Genomic DNA, 24,097 nt, shown 5'->3' on the forward strand with positions numbered 1-24,097 from the left:
ACCCCCCGGGCCATGCGTTCGACAGGGGGGACCAGTCATGCCGGCTCCAGAGGCCGGGAGCCCCATTGCGGGGCCACGAAAAAGGTAATGGGGGGCGAGGGGCCGGAGGCCGGAGGTACCCCGTACGGGTACCGGGCACCCGGATTCCACGGTGCGTCCCGTCCCGTCTGGTCGGAGGGGCCCGGTGGTGCGACGCTGGGTGGAGAGGTGTCCGAGGACGGGAATCCGGGAGGCAGCGGGAGGCAGAGCGATGGGACGCGACGTCCCGGCGTTGGTGTTCACCCGTGAGGACCGCCGCCGGTACCGGATCAAGATGCAGGAGTGTCTGGACACGTTCGCGCAGATGCTGCGCGAGGAACGGTTCGAGTCCGAACGGCCCCAGGTGGGGCTGGAGATCGAGCTGAACCTGGTCGACGACCGGGCGGAGCCGGCGATGCGCAACCTCGACGCGCTCGAAGTGATCGCGGACCCCGCCTGGTCCACGGAACTGGGCCGGTTCAACCTGGAGATCAACGTGCCGCCCCGACGGCTGACGGCGGGCGGCCCGGACTCCTGGGAATCCGAGATCCGCGCCGCGCTGAATCACGCGGAGCGACGCGCGAAGTCGGTCGGCACCCATCTGATCATGACCGGCATTCTGCCGACCCTGCGGCAGGAGGACGTGGGCGAGTCGGCGCTGTCGGAGAACCCGCGCTACCGGCTGCTCAACGACCAGATCTTCGCGGCCCGGGGCGAGGACCTGCACATCGAGGTGGACGGCGTCGACCGGCTGCGGACCTACGCGGACACGATCACCCCCGAGGCCGCGTGCACCAGCACCCAGTTCCACCTCCAGGTGTATCCGGAGCAGTTCGCCGACTACTGGAACGCGGCGCAGTCGATCGCGGGGGTCCAGATCGCCCTGGCGGCCAACTCGCCCTTCCTCTTCGGCAAGGAGCTGTGGCACGAGACCCGCATCCCGCTGTTCGAGCAGGCCACCGACACCCGCCCGCAGGAGATCAAGGTGCAGGGGGTGCGCCCCCGGGTCTGGTTCGGGGAGCGGTGGATCAACAGCGTCTTCGACCTCTTCGAGGAGAACCTGCGGTACTTCCCGGCGCTGCTCCCCCTGTGCGACGAGCAGGATCCCGCCGAGACGCTGGACCGCGGCGACATCCCCGAACTGGGCGAGCTGACCCTGCACAACGGCACCATCTACCGCTGGAACCGCCCGGTCTACGCCATCGCGCACGACAAGCCGCACGTCCGGGTGGAGAACCGGGTGCTGCCGGCCGGCCCCACCGTGGCCGACACGCTGGCCAACGGCGCCTTCTACTACGGGCTCACCCGTGCCCTGGTGGAGGAGGAACGGCCCGTGTGGTCGCGGATGTCGTTCTCGGCCGCCGAGGAGAACCTGCACACCGCGGCCCGGCACGGCATCGAGGCACGGCTGTACTGGCCCGGGATGGGTGAGGTGCCGGCGCCCGAGCTGGTGCTGCGGCGGCTGCTGCCGCTGGCACACCGCGGGCTGGAGCTCTCCGGCATGGACGAGGTCTGGCGGGAGCCGCTGCTCGGCATCATCGAGCAGCGGTGCGTCACCGGGCGCAACGGGGCGGTGTGGCAGAAGGAGATGTTCCACCGCATCGACGCCACGGACCGCTGCGGCCGCCATGAGGCCCTGCGGCGGATGACGCAGGTGTACATCGACTACATGCACCTCAACGCCCCGGTGCACACCTGGCCCGTCGACTGACACGGGCCCGGCACGCCCCCGTGGCCGGCTGGAGCGGTGAGCCGTCGGCGCCGTCAGCCGTCGGTGGACCGGGCGAGGACCCCGGACACCTCCCGGCGCATCGCGTCCCGGGCTTCCGGTGGGAGCGAACCGAGGTCCGTGCGGGCCAGGGCCTCCAGCGCCTCCTCCGGGTCGGCCGCGCACCGCACGCTCCCGCCGGTCACCTCGTAGCCGTCACGGACGGCGACGCGGACACGGCGCTGTCCGTCACCCTCGGTGTGCACGGCGGTGGCGACGACGAGCGGCGGCGGTCCGCCCACCTCGCCGGGCGCCTTGTGGTACCCGCTCGTCACGGGGTCGCGCCAGCGCAGGCTGAGCAGCAGGGGTCGTTTGGCCACCACCTCGGCCAGATCGGTCTCGTAGGTTCCGTCCCGCTCCAGCACGGTGGCGCGCGCGTCCAGGACGAGCGCCGCCGGCAGCAGGCAGCGCAGGGTGCTGCCCACGATGTTGCCGCCGACCGTGGCCGTGCGGCGCACGGCGCCGGTGCCCACCGTGGCGGCCGCGCCGCGCAGGACCTCCGGCACCCGCTCGTCGATCCGGTGCAGCAGAACGGCCGCGCCCAGGGTCTCGCGCTCGAGCACGTTGGCCTCCGGGAGGCTGCGCAGGGACATCGCCTGCTCGGGGAAGCCGTCCCGCTGCCAGAGTGCCCACACGAGGGTGGCCCCGCCGATGGGCACCGCTCCCTCGGCCATACAGTTCTGTGCTTCGGACAGGGACGTGGGCAGACGCAACAGCACGGCAGTCGACCTGCTTTCCTCTGCTTCGGCGGAAGGAACCGGGTACTCCGCACATGATCACGGACACTGCATTCTCCGTACGGCCACGGGGGCGCGTACAGGGCTCACGCATGCACCGTGTGCGGCGGAGGTACGCCCCGCGAAAGGCGGCGTCGGCAGAAGCAACCCGTCCCGGTTCTTGACCGTCCCACACAACGCATGGCTCACCTCACCTCACCTCACCTCACCTCACCTCACCTCACCGCTCACCTCACCGAAGAACGAACGGACAGATGAACGCCGCGACGCTGCTGGACGTCCTGCTCGATGCCGCCCACCGGTCCCCCGACCAGGTGATCGTCCATGTCCGGGGGGACGGCGGCGAGGTGGCCGTCACCTTCCGGGAACTGGTGGACCGGGCGCTGCGCGTCGCGGGCGGTCTGCGTGCGGCACATGTCGCGCCGGGCACCTGCGTCCCGGTGCTCGCGGAGAACAGCGCGGACTTCCAGCCCCTGTTCTGGGGCGTGCTCGCGGCCGGTTCGGTACCGGTGCCGCTGGCGCCGGACGCGCGGCGGGTCCGGCCGGTGTGGGAGCACCTCGGCCGGCCCCCGGTCGTCGTGGACGCGGCCTGTGCTCCGGTGGCCGCCGAACTCCCCGAGGGCGCCGAGGTCCTGCGGCTGGACGCACTGCGGGCGTGCCCGCCCCTGGCCGCTCCCGCCGGAGCGGACCCGGACGGACTGGCCTTCCTGCAGTTCTCGTCGGGCAGCACGGGTGCGCCCAAGGGCGTGGAGCTGACCCACGCGGCCGTCCTGGCGAACCTGCGGCAGCTGACCGAGGCCTCCGCCCTCACGGAACACGACGTGGTGGTCAGCTGGATGCCGTACTTCCACGACATGGGCCTGATCGGCACCCATCTGGCACCGCTGGCCGCGCGGGCCAAGCAGGTGAAGATCGGTCCCCTGTCGTTCGCGAAGAATCCCCGGCTGTGGTTCGACGTGGCCGCCGCGCATCGCGCGACGATCCTGTCGGCGGCCAACTTCGCGCTGGCCCTGACCCTCCGCCGGGTCCCCGCCGAGGTGTTCGCCGGGCTGGACCTGAGCGCGGTGCGGCTGGTCCTGGTGGGGGCCGAACCGATATCGGCGGCGGTGTGGCGGGACTTCACCGCCAGGGCCCGGGCGGCGGGGCTGGACCCGCGGGCGGCGACGCCGGTGTACGGGCTGGCCGAGGCGACGTTGGCCGTCGCGTTCCCGCCGCTGGGCGAGGTGGCCGTGCCGGTGGCCGTGGAGCGCGCCGCGCTCAGCCGGGGCCGCGTGGTGGAACGGGAACCCGGCGGTGACGCCGTGGAGTTGATGGATGTCGGCGTACCGGTGCCGGGGTGCTCGGTGCGCATCACCGACGACGGGGGCCGGGTGCTGGGCGACCGGCGGGTGGGGCACATCGAGGTGAGCGGTCCGCAGATCGCGCGCGGCTACCACGGTCTGCCGGACGCGACGGAGCGGACCTTCGCGGACGGCTGGCTGCGCACCGGGGACCTGGGCTTCCTCCGGGACGGCCGGCTGTGCGTCAGCGGACGGCACAAGGACGTGCTGTTCGTCAACGGCCGTACGTTCCACGCCCCGGACCTGGAGGAGGTGGCGGCGGGCACGACGGGGGTGCCGCCCGGTACGACGGTGGTGGTCGGGTCGACCGACCCGGTGAACGGCGGGGAGCGGGTGGTGGTGTTCGTCGCCTGGGCGCGACCGCCGCGTACCGCGTCCGAGGTGCTGGACCGGGTCGCGCGCCGGGTCCGCGCGGCGCTGGGCCACGACGACGTACGGGTGCTCGCGCTGCCGCCGTCCGCCTTCCCCCGCACGACGAGCGGAAAGGTGCGACGCCGGCTCATGCGTTCCCGGTTCGAGGAGGGGGCGTACCGGCCGTCGGCGCGTTCCGGTGCGGTGTCCGGCGGTCCGGTGGAACGGCCGCGGCCGTCGTCCGCCGGGCCGGTTCCCCGTTCCCGTGGGGAGGTCCGGCGTGCGGTGCGCGAGGCGTGGGCCGGGGTCCTGGGGCTGCCGCATGCCTCCTTCGGGGACCGGGAGCGGTTCGCCGAGCTGGGCGGTACCTCGATCAGGGCCATGGAGGCGCTCGCCGCGCTGGAACGGTCCCTGGGCGTCGCTCTGGGACCTGCGGTGATGCGCAACGACACGGTCGCCACGCTCACCGACCACCTCATGGGCGTCGTCGGGACGGACGTCGTGGAGGGCACGCCCGCGCCGGGGGAGACGGGGGCCTCGGCGGCGCACGGACCGGAGGGCGCGTCCGCCGCGGGCCGTGCGGACGGTGCGTCCGCGACCGCCGTGGTGGGGCTGGCCTGCCGGTTTCCCGGGGCCGACACGCCGGAGGAGTTCTGGGACCTGCTTGTCGAAGGGCGCGACGCCGTCTCCGCGGTGCCTCCGGGCCGCTGGAGCGCGGACGGCCGCGCGGAGCCGGGGCGGCCGGCGCGTTGGGGAGCCTTCCTCGACGACCCCGCCGCCTTCGACGCCGGCCACTTCGGCATCGGCGACGAGGAGGCGCGCACGCTGGATCCGCAGGCGCGTGTCTTCCTCGAACTCGCCCACGAGGCACTGGAACGCGCCGGTTACGCGGGGCCCCGTCGGCGGGGCCTGCGGACCGGGGTCTTCGCCGCCGTCGGTGACAGCGGCTACCGGCGACTCCTCGCCGAGGCGGGCTTCGCGGGCGCTGCGGCGGACGCGACGGCCCTGACCGGCAATCTCCCCAACCTGGTCGCCGCACGCGTGGCCCACTGCCTCGACCTGGACGGCCCGGCGCTGGCCGTGGACACCGCGTGCTCCTCGGGTCTGGTGGCGCTGCACCTGGCCCGGCGCAGTCTCGCGGACGGCGAGTGCGACATCGCGGTCGTCGGCGGGGTCAACCTGCACCTCACCCCCTCCGCGCACCAGGCTCTGGAGGCGGCCGAGGCCCTGTCGCCGACCGGGCGCAGCCGCGCCTTCAGCACCGCGGCGGACGGGTTCGTGCCGGGTGAGGGCGGCGCGGTCCTCGTCCTGCGGCGGCTCGAGGAGGCCCGGCGGGACGAGGACGTGGTCCTGGCCCTCGTCCGCGGTACCGCGGTGAACAACGACGGGACGTCGCTGAGTCTGATGGCGCCCAACCCGCTGCGGCAGCGCGAGGTGATCGGCCGGGCCTACGCGTACTGCGGCGTCGATCCGGCGTCGGTCTCGTACGTCGAGGCCCACGGGACGGGCACCGCCGTGGGGGATCCGATCGAACTGCGGTCCCTCGCCCATGCCTTCCCGGCCCGGCCGGACGGCCGGCCCCGGCTGCTCGGCTCGGTGAAGACCAACGTCGGGCACCTGCTGAACGCTGCGGCACTGCCCTCCCTGGTGAAGGTGGTCCTGGCCCTCGGGCACGGGCGGCTGCCGGCCTCCCTGCATCACTCGCCGGTCTCCCCCGCGGTCGAGCGGTCCGGGTTCGCCCTGGTCACCGAAACGACGTCCTGGGAGTCGTCCGGGCCGCGCAGGGCGGGGATCAACTCCTTCGGTTTCGGCGGCACCAACGCGCACGCCGTACTGGAGCAGGCACCGCCCTGCCGTGCCCTGCCGCCGGTCGGGGACGCCCGCGGACCGAACCTGCTCACCCTGTCGGCGGGCAGCGCCGCCGGGCTCGACGCGTGGACGGCGCGGGTCTCGGAGCGGTTGCGCGACCACCCGGAGTTCACGGAGGGCGACGTCTGTCTGTCGGCGGGCGCCGCACGCGACGAACGGCCGCACCGGCTCGCCGTCGTGGCCGACGGCGACCTGCGGGAGCGGCTCGCCTCGGTGCGCGCCGCCGACGGGGCGCCCGTGCCGGGCGCGGTCGCCGGGACGGTGACGCACCGGCCCCGGACCGTCTTCGTGCTGCCCGGTCAGGGCGGCCTGCGACCGGGGCAGGGCCGGGAGTTGTACGACACGGCGCCTGTTTACCGTACGACGCTCGACGAGGCCTCGGCGCTGGTGGGAGCCGTGCACGGGCGGGAGCTGACGGCCTGGTGCGTCGACGGCGGAGCCGACGCCTCCGCGCTGGTCGCGACCGAGGTGGCGCAGCCGCTGCTGGTAGCGCACGGTGTCGCGCTCGCCCGGCAGTTGACGGCTTGGGGGGTACGGCCCGACGCGGTCGTCGGGCACAGTGTCGGGGAGCTGGCGGCCGCCTGTGTCGGCGGCATGCTGTCGTTGTCCGAGGCCGTGCTGTTCGCCGCGGAACGAGGGCGGCTGATGGGCGGGTCGACCGCGCCGGGCGCCATGGCGGCGGTGCGGGGCGCCGACGAGCGGGCGGTGGAGGACCTGGTGGCGGCCTCCCCCGGCGACCTCGCGGTGGCGGCGTACAACGGTCCCGGCCGGCTGGTGATCTCCGGCACCCCCGAGGCGGTGCGGAGGGCGTCGGAGCTGCTCACCGCGCGGGGCGCGACGGTCCGTGCGCTGCGGGTGCCGCGCGCCTTCCACTCGCCGCTGATGGCACCGGTCGCGTCCGGGGTGAGCGATGCGGCGCGCAGGCTGCTGAACCCCTCGGCGCCCGCACTCGCGGTGATGAGCACGCTCACCGCCGAGTGGCAGCCACGCCTGGAACCGGACCATCTGCGCGAACACGCGCTGCGGCCGGTCCTGTTCGGCCGGGCCGTGGACCGTCTGCTGGAGGAGGGCTACGACACGTTCGTGGAGCTGGGCCCGGGGGAGAACCTCGCGGGTCCCATCCGTGCGGTGGCCGCCCGCCGAAGGCGTTCCGGTGGTGCCCATGACGGCACTCGTGACGGCGGTCATGACGGCGCCCTCGTGGTGTCCGCCCCCGTGCAGCCGTCCGGTGCCGGGGCCGCGCCGGGCGGGGCGCGGGAGTTGATGGAGACGGTGGCGCGGCTGTGGGTGCGCGGGGTGCCGCTGGACCGTACGGCGCTCGACGCGGGCCACCGCCGGGTGCAGTTGCCGCCGTACCCGTACCGGCGGCGCAGGTACTGGCCCGAACCCGACGCGCGCGGACTGCTGCACCGCGTCGACTGGCGGCCCGCGCCGCTGCCCGGCGACGGTCCTCCCGGCCCCGTGCTGGTGACCGGAGCGGACCCGGTGGCGGTGCGCCGCCTGGCGGACGGGTTCGCCGCCGCCGGGGTGCGGGCCGTCACGGCCGACGACGGTGAGGCCCGTCCGCAGACGGTGCTCCTCCTCGGTGGGCGGTCCCGGCCGAACCCGGCGGAGGGCCTCGAAGGAGACCTGCGGCAGGCCGTCACGGCGTTCCAGGACGCCCTGGCCCTGCTCGACCGGTCCGGAGCCCGCCGCCTGCTGGTCGTGACCGAGGACGCACACGTCACCGGGCACGGTGTGGAGCAGGCGGTGCCGGGGCGTGCGGTCCTGGGCGGTCTGGCGCTCGCCGTACCGGAGGAGTCGGCCGGGGTGGTCGCGAACTGGGTCGACCTCTCGTCCCACGACGCACCCGGCTCCCCCGGTGGCGAGGGGCGGCTGCGCGACCTGGTCGCCGAGTTGACGGCGCCGCAGGCGGCGGGGGCCGTGGCCTGGAGGGGAGGGCGGCGCCTCGTACGGTCCGTCGCGGCGGGAGGGGCCGGCGAGCCGGGAACAGCGGGCACGCCGGTCGGCGAGGACCGGCTGCCGGTCGACGGTGCGTACCTCGTCACGGGCGGTGCCGGAGGCATCGGGTCGGCGCTGGCCCGGGACCTGGCGGGCCGGGGCCGGCCGGTCCTGGTGCTGGCGGGGCGGTCCCCGAACCCGCCCTCGAATCTGCTGAAGGAGCTCAGCGGCCTCGGTGCCGACGCACGCTATGTCATGGCCGACCTGACGGCGCCCGACGACGTGAAGCGGCTCGTTCACGGGCTGCCGCCGCTGGATGCCGTGTTCCACGCGGCGGGCGTGGTACGGCCCGGCAGCCTGCGCGGGACGGACGTGCGGGAGACGGTGGAGGCGCTGGGGGCGAAGACCCTGGGCACGGTCCTGCTGGCCGGTGCGTTGCAGCGGCACGGGCAGCGCCCGGGGGTGTGTGTCGCGTTCTCGTCGGTCGCGTCGGTCCTGCCCGGCCTGGCCGGCGCGCTGGGCGGTTACGCGGCTGCCAACGCCTTCCTCGACTCCTTCGCCGGGGCGGAGCGCCTGGCGGGCCGGCCCTGGCTGTCGGTGAACCTGGGTCCGTTCGCCGAGACGGGCCTCGCGGTCGCCGCGGGCCTCGGAGCATTCGACGGCGCCGGGGGCCGCACGGCCGACGCGGGCGGCGGAGGCCGGCCCCTGGCCACCGCGCCCGCGCTCGCGGCGTTGCGCACGGCGTGCGGCACCGACGCCGCTCAGCTGGTCCTCGCCGACCTGTCCGTGCCGTCGGCGCCGGTTTCGACGCCACGGTCTGCCGCCGTGCCGCGGCGTCCCGCGCGGCCCGTGGCCGTCGAGCGGTCCGGTGACACGGACGACGCCGGCGGACGCCGGTCCGCGGTGCCGTCGGACACCGCTGCCGTGCTGCGGGAACTGCTGGCGCAGTCGCTCGGTGTCCCGGCGTCCGCCGTCGACGACGACACGCCGTTCCTGCAGCTCGGCCTGGACTCACTGGGCGCCGTCGACCTGGTCAAGCGGCTGGAGCGGAGGCTCGGACGGCACCTGCCCGCCACGCTCTTCTTCGAGTACCGGACGGTGCGTGAACTCGCCGCCCACCTGGAGGAGGAGCACCCCGGCGGGCCCTCCGTACCGGCCACGAACGAGCCCGGGCCGGGTGAGGGCTTCGATGCCGGGTCCGGCGGCGGGAACGAGCAGCCCTTCGCCCTGACTCCCGTGCAACTCGCGCTGTACACCAGCAGCAGGCTGCACCCGGACGTCCCGGCACGGGGTCATCTGCGGCTGACGGTCCGCAATCCGCTCGACACCGGTCTGCTCGGCCGGGCGCTGGCGGCACTGGCCGAGCGGCACGGCATGCTGCGGCTGCGGGTGGACGACGTGCCTGAACCAGCCGGGCTGCCGGCACAGCGCACGGCGCGGCCGGTGCCGCTGTCGGACTGGTACGAGGTGCGCGACTGCGCCGACGGCGAGGTGGACGCCGCCGAAACGGCCGTGTGCAACCGGCCGTTCGACCTGGCGGCACTGCCACCGATCCGGGCCGTGCTGCTCCGCCGGGAGCCGGCGCTCGCCCATCTGCTGCTGGTGGTGCACCACGTGGCGGCGGACGGCTACAGCCTGAACCTCCTCGCCGGGGAACTGTGGGACACGTACACCGCTCTGTGCCACGGAGACCGTCCGCAACAGGCTCTCGCGGCACCGGACTTCGCGCGGTACGCGTCGAGTCTGCCGCCGTCCGGATCCGCCGGTCGGCGTGCCGACCGGCGCTACTGGTCCGAGCGCCTCGCCGCACGGGGCGAACCGCTGCGGCTGCCGTACGACAGTGATCCCGACGCGTCCGGTCCGTCCGGTCCGATCGTGCAGCACTACGGTGAGCTCGACGCGGAACTCACCGCCGGCCTGGAACGGCTGGCCGCCGCGCACGGCGTCTCCCTGTTCCATCTGCTGCTCGCCACGTATGTGCGCTGCCTGGCCCGGTGGTCGAGGGGCCGGGACGTCGCCGTGAACGTGGCCAGGGCCCGCCGCGAGGACCGCTTCGAGGGTGTGGACCGGCTGGTCGGCCCGCTCGCCGACACCCTTCCTCTGCTGTGCCGGACGGCCGACGACGAGGGGGTTCTGCCCCTGGCGGAGCGGTTGCGCCGGATCTGGCTGCAGAGTGAACGGCACGCGGGGCTGAGCAGTCTGGACCTGGCCGCGCTGCTTCCCGGTGCCGCGCCCGGTGCCGGATCCGGCCCCCGGACGGTGAGTCCGGCGGGCTTCAGCTTCGCCCGTTTCCCGGTGAGCGCGGCCGCAAACTGCCCGGTGGAGGTACGGGCGACCGCGGCCGGCACCGGGTCGGCCGCGACCCGGCTGACTCTGCTGTGCTGGGCGGACGGCCCGCTCCTGCGCTGGTCGTGGAACTTCCCGGAGCCGCTGTTCCGGCGGGCCACCGTGGCACGGCTGGACCGGGAGTTCCGCGCCGAACTGACCGCGATGCTGGGCGCACCGCCCTCGCCGGATGCCGGCGCCGTCCGCCCGGCGCCGTCCCCCGTGCCGTCTTCGCTGGTCGCGCGGCTGCTCGACCGGTTCCGGGAGCGGCCCGACGCGGTCGCGGTGGACGCCGTGGGTGCGTCGCTCGACTACGGGACTCTCGATCGCGCCTCCGCCCTGCTCGCCGCGCGCCTGCGTGCCCTCGGCGTACGCCCGGGCGATCTGGTGGGCCTGCTCACCGAGCCGGGTGCCGACACCGTCGTCGGTGTGGTGGGCATCCTGCGCGCCGGGGCCGGCTGGGTCCCGCTCGACCCGGAGCACCCCGTCGCACGCCTGAGCGACCAGCTGGTCCGCACGGGCGCCACCACCGTGGTGTGCCACGCCGCCACCCGGCAGACCGCCGACGCCCTCACGGCCGTCCGGGCGGTTCCCGTCCTCGGGGACGCACCGGTGGAAGGCGGCGTCCCGGTGACCGCGCCGGAACCCCCTGCCGCTCCTGCCGCGCCGCCCGGCGCCGAGGCGATCGCGTATGTCATCTTCACCTCCGGTTCCACGGGACGGCCCAAGGCGGTACCCATCACTCACCGGGCGATGGAGAACTACCTCGACTGGGCCGTCGCCACCTTCGGGTACGGTGCCGGCGACCGCCTCGCGCAGACCGCCTCGCCCTGCTTCGACGCCTCGGTGCGCCAGTTGCTCGCCCCTCTCCTGGTCGGCGGCACCGTGGTGACCGTGGGGCGGGCCCTGCTGCGGGATCCCGAACTGCTGCTCACACACGTGGAGCGGGCGCGGGTGACCGTGTGGAGTTCCGTGCCGACGCTGTGGGAGCAGTTGCTGTCCGCCGCCGAGGCGAGGGCGCGGAGCGGGGCGGGTCTGCCGGACCTGACCGCGCTGCGGTGGGTCCATGTCGGCGGGGAGGCGCTGCCCGTGGATCACGTGCGCCGCTGGTTCGACCTGTTCGGGACCGGCGCGCGCATCGCCAATCTGTACGGGCCCACCGAGTCGACCGTCAACGCCACCTGCCACGTCATCGACTCCCGCCCCGGCGACGAGGTGCGGCAGCTGCCGATCGGACGCCCCGTGGCCGGCACCGACCTGGAGGTGGTCCGCGCCGACGGCACCCTCTGCGAGCCGGACGAGCCGGGGGAACTGCTCATCGCGGGCGTCGGTCTGACCCCCGGTTACCTGGGTGAACCGGAGCTGACCGGGCGGGCGTTCATCCTGCGGGCGGGGCGGCGCTGGTACCGCAGCGGAGACCGGGTCCGCCGGTCGGCCGACGGCACCGTGGAGTTCCTCGGCCGGATCGACGACCAGGTGAAGATCCGTGGGAACCGGGTGGAGCCGGGAGAGGTCGAGGCGGCGCTCCAGGGATGTCCCGGCGTCGCACGGGCGGCGGTGATCGCGCGGGAGGGGCGGCTGCTCGCCTTCGTCACCCCCCGGTCCGCGGCGGCTCGGCCGGACACCCGGGAGGTGCGCCGGTATCTGGCCGGTCTCCTGCCGTCGTACATGCTTCCGGCCCGGATCACCTGTCTCGACGCGTTGCCCCTCACCGGCACCGGCAAGGTCGACCGCCTCGCACTGACCGACCCGGCCCCCGGCTCCGGCGCGACGGCGGTCCAGGGCGACGCCCCCGCAGGTCCGGCGTTGCCGGACGGTGGCGGGACTCCCCCGGCCACAGCGACCGAACGGCGCATGGCGGAGATCTGGTCCGACGTGCTTCAGGTGGCCTCGGTACGCCGGGAGGACGACTTCTTCGACCTGGGCGGTGACTCGCTGCTCGTCCTGAGGGTCTTCTCCCGGCTCGCGGAGCTCGAAGCGCCGCTGCCCCGGCCGACCGTGATCTACCGTCACCGCACCCTCTCGGCACTCTCCGCCGCCGTCGACGCCGCCGCCGTCGACGCCGATGCGGTGAAGTCGCGTCCTGCTTCCCCCTCCCCCTCCCTTGCTCTTCCCCTTCCCCCGGCAGCGGACGACCGCACGGTCCCGTTCCCCGTCACGCCCGGTCAGCGCGGCTTCCTGCTCGCGGAGGCTCTCTCGCCGGGCGGCGGTACCTGGCTGGCGCGGCTTCGGCTGTCCGGACCGCTGGACCCCGACGCCTTCCAGGCCGCGGTCGATCTGCTGGTGGAACGTCACGGCATGCTGCGCACCGTCTTCCCGGCCGGTGCCCGCCCGCCCGTGCAGCAGGAACTGCCGCCGTCGCTGCGTCTGCCGGTCACCTTCACGACGGTCGCGACCCCGGCCGAAGTGGACGAACGGGCCGCGGCCGAGGCGGCACGGCGCCTCGAGCCCTGGGCCTGGCCGCTGGTGCGGCTTCAGGTGCTGAGCCTGGCCCCGCAGGAGCACGTCCTGCTGGTGCACGCGCACCATGTCATCGGCGACGGATACAGTGCGGCGCTGCTGATGCAGGAACTGACCGAGGTGTACGACCGGCTGACCGGCGGCAGCTCCGCTCCCCCGCTCCCGCCGCTGCGCGGTGACTTCCGTGACCACGTCCGGTCCTCGACGCAGGCCGGGCACCAGACCGGTGCCGCCGGGCGGGCCCGGGAGCGGCGCCGGGCCCGGGTGTGCGCCCCGTACCGGCCGCCGGTGCTGCGGACCAGCGGCAGCGGCGCGGAGGAGCGCGCCGGGGTCCACGGCGACGTCGTGTTCCGCTCCGCGGAGTTCACCCTCGGAGCCTCTTCGACGGCGGCACTGCGCGCGCTCGCCGCACGCACGCGGACCACCCTCTACGCGCCGTTGCTGGCCGCCTACTACCAGGAGCTCGCGGCGCTGACCGGCCGACCGGACCTGATCGTGGGGCTGGCGGTGAGCGGCCGGGACGGAACGCTGCCCGACGCGCACCGGGTCTTCGGCCCGTTCGCCACGGCCGTACCCGTACGGCCGGCCCTCGACGGGCCCCTCGCCGAAGGGGACTTCGGCGGGGCGCTCCGCCGCATCGCGGCGGAGGCGGAGGAGGCACGTGCCCATGAGGACGTGGTCCCCCGCAGCGCCGACGGGCTCCCCCTGACCTCGCAGTTCTTCTTCACCTTCCTCGACTTCTCCGCGCTGGCCCCCGCGGAGGGGGGGACGCTGCGCTTGGCGTGGGAGTCGGGCGACAGTACGTTCCTGCCGCCCGCCGCCACGACGGACGTGTTCATGGCGGTACGGCCCGAGGCGGACGGGGTGCGGGTCACGGTCCGGGGCTCGGCTGCGGCGTTCGCACCGGGCACGCTCGACCGTTTCGCCGACTCGGTGCGCCGGCGTCTCACCCGGGCCGTTTCGGGTGGCCGTCCTGGGTCCGGGACGCGGGACGCGATGGACGCGGCCCTGGTCGGCTACTTGCCCGCCCCCGGCCACCTGGCGCGTCTGGCGGGTCTGCCCGGGTCGGCACTGCCGCGGGCGGAGCTGCGCGACCTGCTGTTCCCCGACGGAGCCCCGCGTCTGCTGGAGACGGTCCGTACGCCCCTGGGCCGGTCCGGTTTCGTCTGCGTTCCGCTCTTCGCCGACGAACTCGCGGCGGACGGCGGGCTGGTGGGACACACCGCCCGTGCCGTGTCGCTCGCCGCCGCGCGGGGGGCGCGCTGTGTGTCCCTGGCGGGGATGATTCCGTCGCTGACCGGATACGGCTTCGACGTCCTGCGGTCCGGGAGCCATCCGGCGGCCGTGACGACGGGGCACGCGGCGACGGTGGTGGCGGTGGTCAGGACGGTGCACGCGGCGCTCGGGGCCACGGGCCGGGATCTCTCGGATCTCGACGTGGCGTTCGCCGGACTGGGTTCGATCGGCGCCTCCTCCCTGGAGCTGCTGCTGTCCCTGGCCGCCCGGCCTCCCCGGCGTCTGCTGCTGTGCGACGTGCGGGGCAGCGGGCCACGACTGGCCGCGCTGGGACGGCGGTTGCGGGAACGTGGGCTGGTCGGTGCGGGCGGCGTCGAGGTGGCGGAGTCGGAGCGGGTGCTGCCGGACGCGGTCCACGGTGCGGACCTGCTGGTGACGGCGGTGAGCGGCGCCACCGCGGTGCTCGACGTCGACCGGCTGCGGCCGGGAGCCGTCGTGGTCGACGACTCCTTCCCGCACTGCTTCGACACCGAGCGGGCCCTTGCCCGCATGCGGGAACAGAACGACGTGCTGGTGCTGGGCGGCGGGCTGCTGCATGTCGGCCGCACCGACCGGGAGGTCGCCGAGGACCTGCCGACCGTGGCGGCGGCCGGCTACCTCGCCCAGTCCTGGATCGAGGGCACTCTGGCGTCCTGTCGCACCGAGTCCCTGCTGCACGCTGCCGGTCACGAACTGCCGTTGGTGCACGGCCTGGTGGACGCCGAGACGTCCCTGGCCTACTGGGAGGCCGTGGAGCTGGCCGGTGTGTCGGCCGCCCCGCTGCACCTGCTCGGTCACACCGTCAAAAACGCTCCGGCGGTGTGACCGAAGAGATCTGCGCGGCCCTCAGAGCCCGAATTCCGTCGGGGAGACGTTCAGGGCCGCGCAGGCCTCACGGATGGCGTACTGCTCGGACGCCTCGAAGGTGCCGTCGGCACCGGCGATGACCATGCCGGTCTGGACGACCGCGCGTGCCTCGACGGGCTTCTTCGCCGCCTTGGCGATGTCCTGCAACGCCCGCGCCCTGCCCACCTCGAAGTCGGCCACGAGCTGGTCCACGTGCTCGTTGAACCGCTTGCGGAGCTGGTCCGGCGGGAAGTTCTGCAGGACGTCGTTGGAGACGATCAGCTCCTCCACGCGCTGCCGCTCCGTCGGGTCCACCCGCCCGTCGGCGGCCGCGACCAGCGCGCACATCGCCATGCTGGCGTCCCGGTAGGCGCCGCTCTTGAGCTCCGCCTTCGCCGAGGCCAGCTGGGACTTCAGCAGGCTCATCAGCTGGGCCCTGGAGCCGCCGGAGGACGAACCGCGCGCGGGGCCGCCGGCCGGCGCCGGTCCGGGGTCCCCGTACCGCCCGCCTCCCGCCCGCGCGCCCTGGGACTGTTGCAGCGCCCTGGCCTGGTCCTTGACACGGTCCCACATCGCCACTGGTTCCACCTCGGCTTCTGTTGCTGTCTTGTGTCGCTGTCTTCCCGGTACCGGTCGTCGGTCCCGGATCTCGCGGTCCGACCGGTCAACGGGTGCGAGGGCGGACGCGTTCCCGGACAACAAAAGAAAGGTAAAAATATTTTTAGCGGCCCGATGCCTCGGACTCGGGCTTCGGCACGGTCCGCGGGGCCGGGGCCGCCGCACCCCCGTCGGGGTCGCCCGCTGCGGCGGTGCGCCGTTCGGACCGCAGCGCCGCACCGGTCGCGACCGCGCCGAGGCCCTCCCACACAGCGACGCCGATGAACGCCCCGGGCGCCCGCCCGGTGAACACGGCGACCGTGAACACCGTGCACGTCAGCAGCCGGAACGGGACCGTCCACCGGAAGAAGGCACGCCAGTCGGCGAGCGCCGCCAGCATGTAGTACACGCCCATGTTGAACGCCGCCATCGAGGACGCCGTCACGAAGGCCGGCGTGAGGTCGCCGCTGCCGCCCCGCCCGCCCGGGGCCGCGAGGCCCAGCAGCGTCAACTGCGCGGCCGGCGCGATCAGGCCCACCGCGCCCAGCGCGGCGGCGAGTGCTCCGAAGACGGCCATGGTCCAGCCCGAGGCTGAGCGGGGAGTGCGCATCCGGCGAGCGTAGTGGCCGGCGGGACCGCCACCGGGGTCGCGGTCCCGCCGGATCCGGTCGGGGATCAGCCCACCGTCCACTTCTGGTTCGCGGCGCCCGTGCAGGTCCAGATCTGCAGCCGGGTGGCGTTGGCCGCGTTGTTGCCGGTCACGTCCAGGCACTTGTCGGCCTGGGGGTTGACGATGTCGCGGGCGCCGGTGACGACCCACCTCTGGGCCGCGGTGCCGTTGCAGTCCCACAACTGGACGGGGGTGCCGTCCGCCGTGCCGCCCGAAGCGACGTCCAGGCACTTGCCGAGCGCCCGGATCGTGCCGTCACCGCCCACCGACCACCGCTGGGCGGAGGTGCCGTTGCAGTCGTAGAGCTGCACCGGGGTGCCGTTGGCCGTGTTCGCCCCGGCGACGTCGACGCACTTGCCCGCCAGACCGCGGATCGCGCCGCCGGCCGGCGCGTCACTCGTCGTCACCGACACGTGGTCGACCACGAGTTGCTGCGGGAAGACGGTCGAGCCGTCCGGGTCCCCGGGCCAGTAGCCGCCCACCGCCAGATTGAGGATCAGGAAGTAGGGCCTGTTGAACACCCACTGCTTCCCGCCCAGGTCGGCGGGGGTCCGCCGCTGGTAGACGTTTCCGTCCACCGACCAGGTGATCGAGTCGGGCGCCCAGTCGACGGCGAAGGTGTGGAAGCCGTCCGCGAAGACCTGGCCACCGGGCAGTGTGTAACCGGCGCCGATGCCGCCCGCGCCGGAGTAACCAGGACCGTGGAGGGTGCCGTGGACGGTGGAGGGCTCGAAGCCGACGTTCTCCATGATGTCGATCTCGCCCGAGTCCGGCCAGTTGACCGGAGTGCCCAGCATCCAGAAGGCGGGCCACATGCCCTGACCGCGCGGAACCTTCATCCGCGCCTCGACGTGCCCGTACTGCGCGGTGAACTTTCCGGAGGTGTTCAGTCGGGCCGAGGTGTACTGGCACGTGCCGTACCAGCACTGGTAGTTGGCCGGGTTCTCCTTGCGGGCGGTGATCACCAGGTGGCCCTGGCCGTCCAGGGCGGCGTTCTTGTTGCCGGAGGTGTAGTACTGCCGCTCGTGGTTGTTGACGTTGTCGCCGGTCTCGATGTGCCACTTGGAGGAGTCGACGGCCGCGCCGGCGGGCCCGTCGAAGTGGTCCGAGAACGTCACGGCCGCGGGAGCCGCGGCGGCGGTGCCGTCCACCGGTTCCGCCCGGGCGGTCCCGACGGCGGCGGAGGCGACCAGGGCCGCGGACAGGACGGCCGTCAGCCATCTGCGGAGCGTGCGCGGAGAGGACATGGCTCTCCCTTCCGTGCGGCGGCCCGCGTCCACGGGCGCGCCGACCGAGGGTGTGGGGGGCAAGTGCTTCGCTCCTTGATTTAAGGCATGGGCCAAAAGGCGTCAACACTCTGGTACGGACCAACGGCCCACAGACGCCCAGCCGCCGCCCGCAGACGCCTGCCACCACCCCATTCGAACATCAAGCAGCAATGCCTCACGCCAAGTAGCAATGCCTCACGCCCAGTTGCTGCCCGATGCGCTCCCCGTACGCCACACCGCCTACCACGACGGAACCGACCGTTCGAGGCAGAGGGCGGGGTCCCTCCTCCCCTGACGGCATCCGAGGAGCGGGCGGGCAGGAGCGGCGAGGCGTCCGCGAGCCGGTCGCCGTCGCCCTCCCCGAGCGCCTCACCGGCGGACGAGGCGTACACCGTGGCGGAGGACCGGGCGCCGAGGACGCGGAGTACGGCAGCTGCCTTCATCCGTGAACCGGCCGTGCGCCCCGACCTCTTCTTCGAGGCGAACGACGACGGCGGTGCCTTCCTCTACCGCGTCACCGGCGGATCCGCCCGCTTCGTGGCCCGCTGGGACGACATCGGCGAGGAAGCGGGCGGGGAGACCTGACGGTCTCCTGCGGCCTCGCGGTGTCCGCCGTCGTTCCGGCCTCCATCGCCTGGCGGCCCGTCAGCCCGACACGATGTGCAGCAGAGCCGTCCCGTCCTCCCCCGTCGCCGCCTGGACGACGACGGCGCCGGGCCGGGCGGCGGGCGGCCGCCCGTCGCCCCGGCCGCCGCACGAGGTGCTGGAGCCGTGGGAACGCAGCACGGTGAGGCAGACCTGCCCGGGGCCTTCGACCCCGTTCCTGGACCGGTTGTTGCCGGACTTCAGTACGTACTCGATCCGGTTCGGGCCGACCTCGGTCACGGACAGGGTCGTTGTGCCGGCCGGCCCGTCGAAGCGGACGGTCACCGGCTCGAGGACCGCGATCTCGCAGTTCCCGTCCGAGCAGGCGGCCGGGTCGCGCCCGTCCGCGGCCGACACCGACCACCGCGTCCAGACAGAGCGGGGCTCCGGCGCCCGGTCGCCGTCCGGGGACTGCGCGCCCACGCCGCCCGGGCCGCCGCAGCCGGCCAGCGCGCCGACCGTCAGCGCGCCGACCGTCAGCGCGGCGAGCGCCCGGAGCGCGGCCGTCCCTCGCGGCCGCGTCGTCCCCGCCCGGTGTGCCGTCGCCTCCGTGCCCATGCTGTTCCCGCGCATCCCCGGGGCTCTGCCCGGCTTTCGACGTCGCCGTTCGGCCTTCCCGTGCCGCGTCTCGCACACCTCGCGCGGCACGGGAGCGCGCCCCGGCGGTCGGCTCAGGCCACGCGGGCGGTGCGCACCACGCGGGGGCGCTCCCGGGCCGAGCGTATCGGCGCGGGAGCGAGCCGGGGGGACGCGCTGACCCGGTATGTCGTCCGGTTCGGGTCCTCGACGGGGTCCCCGAGTTCGATCTTCCCGGCCGCGTGCAGCTCGTCGCAGTCCGGGGTGGGCAGGGCCGCGTAGCAGCCGCCCTGGCCGGTGCTGGAGTCGAGCGGACGCCAGTAGCTGTATCTGCGGCGGCCGTTCGCGTACACCGTGACGAAGGTGGGGGTACGCGGGTCGGCGATGATGCGCAGGACGTCGGGGTTGCCGGTGCCGGCCGGGGCGAACGGACTCTCGGGGGCCGCCCGGAGCCCGGTGGTCACCCGTCCGGCGCGCGGACGGTCCTGCATCTGGTTGATGGTGATGAGCATCGCTGGGCCTTTCCGGAGCCGGGACTCGAGACCGTCTACCCAGCACGGCGCCGGTGTTGATCTCTTTCACTGATCATTCTGCTCCCTGACACCGACATTAACCCGTCACCGGCCACTGAAGGTGCTGATTTCTGACCGCACTTGGCTGTTCTTCGCCGTTCACGGCCGGATCGGCCGGGCCGGTGCGCCTGCCGCGACCGGTCCGGCCGGTCCGTCTTCAGCCGGAAGTCCCGGAGGAGAAGGTCATCGTCAGCTTGTCCGGCTTGACGGTGACCACCGCCTGGGCGCTCGGTGCGGCGGAGGTGACGCCGATCCGGGGCCAGGTCTGGAGGATGGTGGCCAGGATGATCTGGAGTTCCGTCCAGGCGAAGTTCTCGCCGATGCACTTGCGGCGGCCGTCGCCGAACGCCAGGAAGGAGCCGCGGGTGGCCTGCGAGCGCTCGGGGGCCCAGCGGTCCGGGTCGAAGACGTCCGGGGCGGGGAACACCTCCGGGTCGTGCTGGTGCAGGTAGGGGCTCCAGACGACGTCGGCGCCCTCGGGGATGCGGTGCCCTCCGAGTTCGATGTCGCGGCTCGCGGTGCGCGTCACCATCCAGGCCGGTCCGTACTTCCGGATCGCCTCCTGGAGGACCCGCCGGGCGTGGACGAGCCGGTCCAGGTCCTCGTGGCGCAGGGGACGGCCGGCGCACACGAGGGCGAGTTCGTCCCGGAGGAGCCGCTCGGTCCCGGGGTCCCTCGAGATCTCGTACAGGGCCCAGGCGAGGGTGGTGCCGGTGGTTTCGATCGCGCCGGTCAGCAGGGTGATGACCTCGTCCTGCACCTGCCGGCGGCTGAGCGGGGTCTCGGCCGTGAGCAGGGCGGCGAACAGGCCCGCCTGCCGCGTCGGTGGTGCCGGCGCGTGCGGGCACTGCGCCGGCGCCGCACCGCTCTCGTCCGTCCCCGGGTGTGCGGTCCGGCGGACGTGGTGGTCGACGGCCCGGTCGATCAGGGCCCGCAGGCGGGCGACGCGGGCGGCGTGGGCGCGGTTCGCGGGCAGCGGCAGTCCGGTGATCCAGGAGGGAAGGATCGTCTGCCGGATCGTTCCCTTCATGATCTCGGGCATCAGCGAGGTGAACTCGCTCTCCAGCCGGTCGGGCAGGTCCGTGCCGAAGAGGGCGACGAGGAACGCGGCGAGGGTGGTCGCGTTCATGTCGGCGTACACGTCCCGCGGCGTGCCCTGCGGCCACGCCTCGACCATGGCGCGCACCTGACGGATCATGGCGTCGCCGCGGTCGGCGATGTGCGACTTGTTGAACATGGGTTGCATCAGCCGGCGATTGCGCAGGTGCGCCTCGCCGTCGGCGATGGTGGCGAGGCCGTCGCCGAAGAAGAGGCGGAGGGCGTCGATGATCCTGCCGCCCTTCGGGAAGTGGGCGGCCTCGGTCACCAGGACCCGGCGGGTCAGTGCGGGGTCGGTGACGACGTAGGCGGGGCTCGGGCCTATGCGTATCCGGACGACGCTTCCGTACCGGCGCAGTGAGGTGATGAACGGAAGGGGGTCCCGGGCGAGCCGGTGGGCGTGACCGATCAGCGGCAGGCTGCCGGGAGCGGTCGGAGGCGGGGCGGACGGTCTCGTCGTGGCGCTCATCGAGCGGATCACTCCTTGTGGGGGGCCGTCGAACGCCCCATGCATGCCCAAGATCATGGAGAGGGATGCTGCGCCAGGCCCTCTTCGGCGATCTCGTACGCGCCGTCGACCGGATGCGGGGTCGCGCACGGCGCGGGAACCTGGAGACATCGCCAGGTTCCGACCCGGCGCGGCCGTGCGATCCGGGTTGCCCGCCATCGAGCCGAGGAAAGACAGAACCGCAATGCCGTACATCACCGTGGGACGCGAGAACTCCACCGACATCGAGCTCTACTACGAGGATCACGGGACCGGGCAGGCCGTGGTCCTCATCCATGGGTACCCCCTCGACGGCCACTCCTGGGAGAAGCAGTCCGCCGCGCTGCTCGACGCGGGGTACCGCGTGATCACCTACGACCGGCGCGGATTCGGACAGTCGGGTCAGCCCACGACGGGATACGACTACGACACCTTCGCCTCCGATCTGAACATGGTCCTGGAGACCCTCGACGTCTCGGACACCGTGCTCGTCGGGTTCTCCATGGGCACCGGTGAAGTGGCCCGCTGCGTCAGCAGGTTCGGGACGGAGCGCGTCGCGAAGGCGGCCTTCCTCGCCTCGCTGGAGCCCTGCCTGCTGAAGAGCGACGACAACCCGGACGGCGCGGCGCCCCGCGCGTTCTTCGAGGGCATCTCCACGGCGGTGAAGGCCGACCGGTACGCGTACTACACGTCGTTCTTCAAGGACTTCTACAACCTCGACGAGAATCTCGGCAGCCGCATCAGTCCGGAATCCGTCCGCAACAGCTGGCACACGGCCGCGGCGGGTGGGTCCTTCGCCGCGGCGGCCGCGCCGATGACGTGGTTCACCGACTTCCGGGGGGACATCTCCGCCGTCGACGTGCCCGCCCTGATCCTGCACGGGACGGCGGACAACATCCTGCCCATCGACTCGACCGGGCGCCCGTTCCACCGGGCGCTGCCGAGCGCGAAGTACGTGGAGGTCGAGGACGCTCCGCACGGCCTGCTGTGGACGCACGCCGAAGAGGTCAACCGGGCGCTTCTGTCCTTCCTCGCCGAGTGAGGTGAGTGCCCCTCAGGCCGCGGGTTCCAGGCGGACGCAGCAGCGGCCGGGTTCCGGCGCCAGATGTGCTTCGAAGCCGGTGTCGCCGAGGCCGTCGAGGACACCGCGCAGCAGGTGGAGGTTCATCCCGCAGACCGTCCGGGTGTGCGCGCGGGCCAGCGTGTGGAAGGGGCAGTTGCCCAGGACGACGGCGTCGCCCTCGTACCGCGGCTCGAAGCCGTACCGCTCCAACAAGGGGAAGACCTCTTCGTGGCCGTCTTCGTGGCCGTCGGCGCCCGCCCGCGCGCCGCATTCCCGTGCCGCGCGGTGCAGGACGTCACGCACCGGCTCCCCGGTGGCGCCGGACTCCTCCACGGCGTGGGCGAGGAGCCGCCCGGCGAGTTCGTAGCGCCGGTCCGGGAGGCTGACGGCGATCTGCTTCGCCGAGCGGCGGTAGAGCTTGGCCGGTCTGCCCGCGCCCGGGCCGGTGCGTCCGCTGCGCCGCGCGTAGACCACGTCGAGCAGGGACTCGTCGGCCAGCCGGTCCAGGTGGAAGGCCGCGGTCTGCCGGGCCAGCCCCAGGGCTGCGGCGGCGTCGTCCCGGCTCACCGGTTCCGGCTCGCGCACCACGTAGTCGTAGAGCCTCCGGCGGGTGGGCTCGTCGAGGGCGGCGATGGCCGAGACGTCCTGGTCACGCGTGTCGTCCGGCCGGTCCCGTACTTCGTCCGTGTCGTCCACGAACACCAGTGTAAAACCCACAGGCATTGACTGAAGAAGGAGACGGAGCTTCTATAGAAAATGGAAGTTGTCGATAGAAGTTCCACGGGACGACAGAAGGAGGGGCCATGGCCGCCCCCAGTACCTCCGGTTCCAGCAGTACCTCGGTCGCGTCTCGGCGGGCCGCGCTCGCCGACCCCGGCTACCAGGCCTTCGTGATCCTGCGCACCGGTTTCACCGTGGCCCCGATCCTGTTCGGCCTGGACAAGTTCGCCAACCTGCTCGTCGACTGGCCCGCCTACCTCGCTCCGTGGATCAACGGCCTCGTCCCGGGCAGCGGTCAGTCGGCCATGTACGCCGTGGGGGTCATCGAGATCGTGGCCGGCGTCGTGGTGGCGCTCGCGCCGCGCTTCGGGGGCTGGCTGGTCGCCGGCTGGCTGGCCGGGATCATCGTCAGTCTCCTCACCGTCCCCGGCTACTACGACATCGCCCTGCGCGACTTCGGCCTGCTCCTCGGTGCGGTCGCGCTCGCCCGGCTCGCCCAGCGCTACCACGGCTCCCGGGCCTGAGGTCGGCACAGCACGCGCAGCGCTCCGGGCAGGACCCTGAGCGTCACGGGGAGCAGGGCGTCGACCTCACCGTCCGCACCGTAGGGGACGTCGCGGTCGGCGGCGACACGGATCTCCCGGCCCCGCTCCACCCGCACCTGGGGCCGGTGGACGTGGGCGCCCGTCCTCAGGTCGTTCATCAGGGCGAAGAACAGGCGCCGGGGCGCGTCCTCGATCATCACGACGTCCAGCAGTCCGTCGTCCACCCGGGCGTCGGGCGCGATGACACGGCCGGAGCCGTAGTAGCCGGAGTTGGCGGCCACCACGGTGTAGCCGGTGTGCGGGTGCTCCTCCCCGTCGATCGTGACCCGGTAGCGGGCCGGTCGCCAGGTGGCGGCCGCCCGCAGTCCGCCGGCGTAGTAGGAGGCGGCGCCCCGCAGCAGCCTGCTGCGGTTGGCGTGGCGGTTGGCGAGCGCGTCCACTCCGGCGTACACGCTGCCCAGGACGACGGTGCGGTCGTGGACGGCCGATTCGACCTCGATGGTGTCGACGTGCCGCGGTTCGCCCTCCAGCAGGATCCGGGCCAGGGCCGCCGGTTCGGTGGGCAGTTCCAGGGCCCGTGCGAAGTCGTTGCCGCGGCCGGCCGGTACGAGGCCGAGCACGGCGCCGGTCCCGCTGAGGGCGCCGCCGATGCCTCCGGCGATGCCGTCCCCGCCGACGGCCAGCACCACCCGCCCCCGCCGGCCGGCGTCCCGGGCCAGCTCCTGCGCGTGGGCCAGACTGCGGCTGTACTCCGTGTGCAGTTCGGCCCCGGCCTCCCGGAGCCGTCGCGCGAGAGCGAGCATCGCGGCCGCTCCGGTGGATCCGCCCGCGGTGGGGTTGACGACGGCGGTGAACTGTCGCATCGGGTTGCCTCCGGGCGGGCCGACGGGATGGAGCGGGACGGTCCTCTGTGGGTGACGGCGCTT

General features: G+C 73.7%; 14 protein-coding genes. 5 read left to right on the plus strand and 9 right to left on the minus strand.

All coding sequences use genetic code 11. From position 1 onward, the window contains the following. The first annotated feature begins 250 nt into the window (after positions 1 to 250). Positions 251 to 1,729, plus strand: a complete 1,479-nt coding sequence (locus ACWEQO_RS32400) for a glutamate--cysteine ligase (RefSeq protein ID WP_452986180.1) — start codon at positions 251 to 253, stop codon at positions 1,727 to 1,729. 53 nt (positions 1,730 to 1,782) lie between these two features. Here ACWEQO_RS32400 and ACWEQO_RS32405 read toward each other — a convergent pair whose 3' ends face one another. After that, on the minus strand, positions 1,783 to 2,505 hold the full coding sequence (locus ACWEQO_RS32405) for an FAD binding domain-containing protein (RefSeq protein WP_452986181.1): 723 nt from the start codon (positions 2,503 to 2,505) through the stop codon (positions 1,783 to 1,785). A 272-nt stretch (positions 2,506 to 2,777) separates the two neighbouring features. Here ACWEQO_RS32405 and ACWEQO_RS32410 point away from each other — a divergent pair, with 272 nt between their 5' ends. Further along, positions 2,778 to 14,909, plus strand: coding sequence for an amino acid adenylation domain-containing protein (locus ACWEQO_RS32410; protein WP_452986182.1), 12,132 nt, complete (start codon positions 2,778 to 2,780; stop codon positions 14,907 to 14,909). A 21-nt stretch (positions 14,910 to 14,930) separates the two neighbouring features. Here the strand turns inward: ACWEQO_RS32410 and ACWEQO_RS32415 are convergent, their stop codons facing one another. From ACWEQO_RS32415 to ACWEQO_RS32425, 3 genes are all read right to left on the minus strand, one after another. Continuing rightward, complete coding sequence (locus tag ACWEQO_RS32415) at positions 14,931 to 15,509, minus strand: tellurite resistance TerB family protein (RefSeq protein ID WP_452986183.1); 579 nt, start codon at positions 15,507 to 15,509, stop codon at positions 14,931 to 14,933. 142 nt (positions 15,510 to 15,651) lie between these two features. Further along, entirely contained in the window at positions 15,652 to 16,137 is a 486-nt protein-coding gene (locus ACWEQO_RS32420; RefSeq protein WP_452986184.1) for a hypothetical protein, read from the minus strand. A 65-nt stretch (positions 16,138 to 16,202) separates the two neighbouring features. Then, entirely contained in the window at positions 16,203 to 17,444 is a 1,242-nt protein-coding gene (locus tag ACWEQO_RS32425) for a lectin (protein ID WP_452986200.1), read from the minus strand. Positions 17,445 to 17,858: 414 nt separating this feature from the next. Here ACWEQO_RS32425 and ACWEQO_RS32430 point away from each other — a divergent pair, with 414 nt between their 5' ends. Further along, entirely contained in the window at positions 17,859 to 18,050 is a 192-nt protein-coding gene (locus tag ACWEQO_RS32430) for a hypothetical protein (RefSeq protein ID WP_452986186.1), read from the plus strand. A gap of 60 nt (positions 18,051 to 18,110) precedes the next feature. Here ACWEQO_RS32430 and ACWEQO_RS32435 read toward each other — a convergent pair whose 3' ends face one another. From ACWEQO_RS32435 to ACWEQO_RS32445, 3 genes are all read right to left on the minus strand, one after another. Beyond that, positions 18,111 to 18,683, minus strand: coding sequence for a hypothetical protein (locus ACWEQO_RS32435; RefSeq protein ID WP_452986187.1), 573 nt, complete (start codon positions 18,681 to 18,683; stop codon positions 18,111 to 18,113). Between the two features lie 98 nt (positions 18,684 to 18,781). After that, a complete protein-coding gene (locus tag ACWEQO_RS32440; RefSeq protein WP_361459186.1) occupies positions 18,782 to 19,198 on the minus strand; it encodes a hypothetical protein in 417 nt (138 codons plus the stop codon). Between the two features lie 217 nt (positions 19,199 to 19,415). Next, the gene (locus tag ACWEQO_RS32445) at positions 19,416 to 20,825 is read right to left on the minus strand and encodes a cytochrome P450 (RefSeq protein ID WP_452986188.1); all 1,410 of its coding nucleotides are present in this window, start codon (positions 20,823 to 20,825) and stop codon (positions 19,416 to 19,418) included. Between the two features lie 223 nt (positions 20,826 to 21,048). On the opposite strand from ACWEQO_RS32445, the gene ACWEQO_RS32450 reads away from it, so the two are divergent. Then, complete coding sequence (locus ACWEQO_RS32450) at positions 21,049 to 21,885, plus strand: alpha/beta fold hydrolase (protein WP_452986189.1); 837 nt, start codon at positions 21,049 to 21,051, stop codon at positions 21,883 to 21,885. A 12-nt stretch (positions 21,886 to 21,897) separates the two neighbouring features. On the opposite strand, the gene ACWEQO_RS32455 is transcribed toward ACWEQO_RS32450, so the two are convergent. Beyond that, on the minus strand, positions 21,898 to 22,629 hold the full coding sequence (locus tag ACWEQO_RS32455; protein WP_361459180.1) for a helix-turn-helix transcriptional regulator: 732 nt from the start codon (positions 22,627 to 22,629) through the stop codon (positions 21,898 to 21,900). Positions 22,630 to 22,709: 80 nt separating this feature from the next. Between ACWEQO_RS32455 and ACWEQO_RS32460 the strand changes: the two genes are divergently transcribed. After that, positions 22,710 to 23,150, plus strand: a complete 441-nt coding sequence (locus tag ACWEQO_RS32460) for a hypothetical protein (RefSeq protein WP_361459178.1) — start codon at positions 22,710 to 22,712, stop codon at positions 23,148 to 23,150. On the opposite strand, the gene ACWEQO_RS32465 is transcribed toward ACWEQO_RS32460, so the two are convergent. Next, entirely contained in the window at positions 23,129 to 24,034 is a 906-nt protein-coding gene (locus tag ACWEQO_RS32465) for a YegS/Rv2252/BmrU family lipid kinase (RefSeq protein WP_452986190.1), read from the minus strand. The genes ACWEQO_RS32460 and ACWEQO_RS32465 overlap by 22 nt on opposite strands. Positions 24,035 to 24,097 lie beyond the last annotated feature (63 nt).

The sequence above is a fragment of the Streptomyces sp. NPDC004051 genome (assembly GCF_053604275.1).

What these genes read in the sequence shown, in the direction of transcription:
- ACWEQO_RS32465 (WP_452986190.1), bottom strand. Translation starts at nt 24,034, where the DNA reads ATGCGACAGTTCACCGCCGTCGTCAACCCCACCGCGGGCGGATCCACC.
- ACWEQO_RS32460 (WP_361459178.1), top strand. Translation starts at nt 22,710, where the DNA reads ATGGCCGCCCCCAGTACCTCCGGTTCCAGCAGTACCTCGGTCGCGTCT.
- ACWEQO_RS32440 (WP_361459186.1), bottom strand. Translation starts at nt 19,198, where the DNA reads ATGCTCATCACCATCAACCAGATGCAGGACCGTCCGCGCGCCGGACGG.
- ACWEQO_RS32425 (WP_452986200.1), bottom strand. Translation starts at nt 17,444, where the DNA reads ATGTCCTCTCCGCGCACGCTCCGCAGATGGCTGACGGCCGTCCTGTCC.
- ACWEQO_RS32400 (WP_452986180.1), top strand. Translation starts at nt 251, where the DNA reads ATGGGACGCGACGTCCCGGCGTTGGTGTTCACCCGTGAGGACCGCCGC.
- ACWEQO_RS32435 (WP_452986187.1), bottom strand. Translation starts at nt 18,683, where the DNA reads ATGCGCGGGAACAGCATGGGCACGGAGGCGACGGCACACCGGGCGGGG.
- ACWEQO_RS32420 (WP_452986184.1), bottom strand. Translation starts at nt 16,137, where the DNA reads ATGCGCACTCCCCGCTCAGCCTCGGGCTGGACCATGGCCGTCTTCGGA.
- ACWEQO_RS32445 (WP_452986188.1), bottom strand. Translation starts at nt 20,825, where the DNA reads ATGAGCGCCACGACGAGACCGTCCGCCCCGCCTCCGACCGCTCCCGGC.
- ACWEQO_RS32450 (WP_452986189.1), top strand. Translation starts at nt 21,049, where the DNA reads ATGCCGTACATCACCGTGGGACGCGAGAACTCCACCGACATCGAGCTC.
- ACWEQO_RS32455 (WP_361459180.1), bottom strand. Translation starts at nt 22,629, where the DNA reads ATGCCTGTGGGTTTTACACTGGTGTTCGTGGACGACACGGACGAAGTA.
- ACWEQO_RS32410 (WP_452986182.1), top strand. Translation starts at nt 2,778, where the DNA reads ATGAACGCCGCGACGCTGCTGGACGTCCTGCTCGATGCCGCCCACCGG.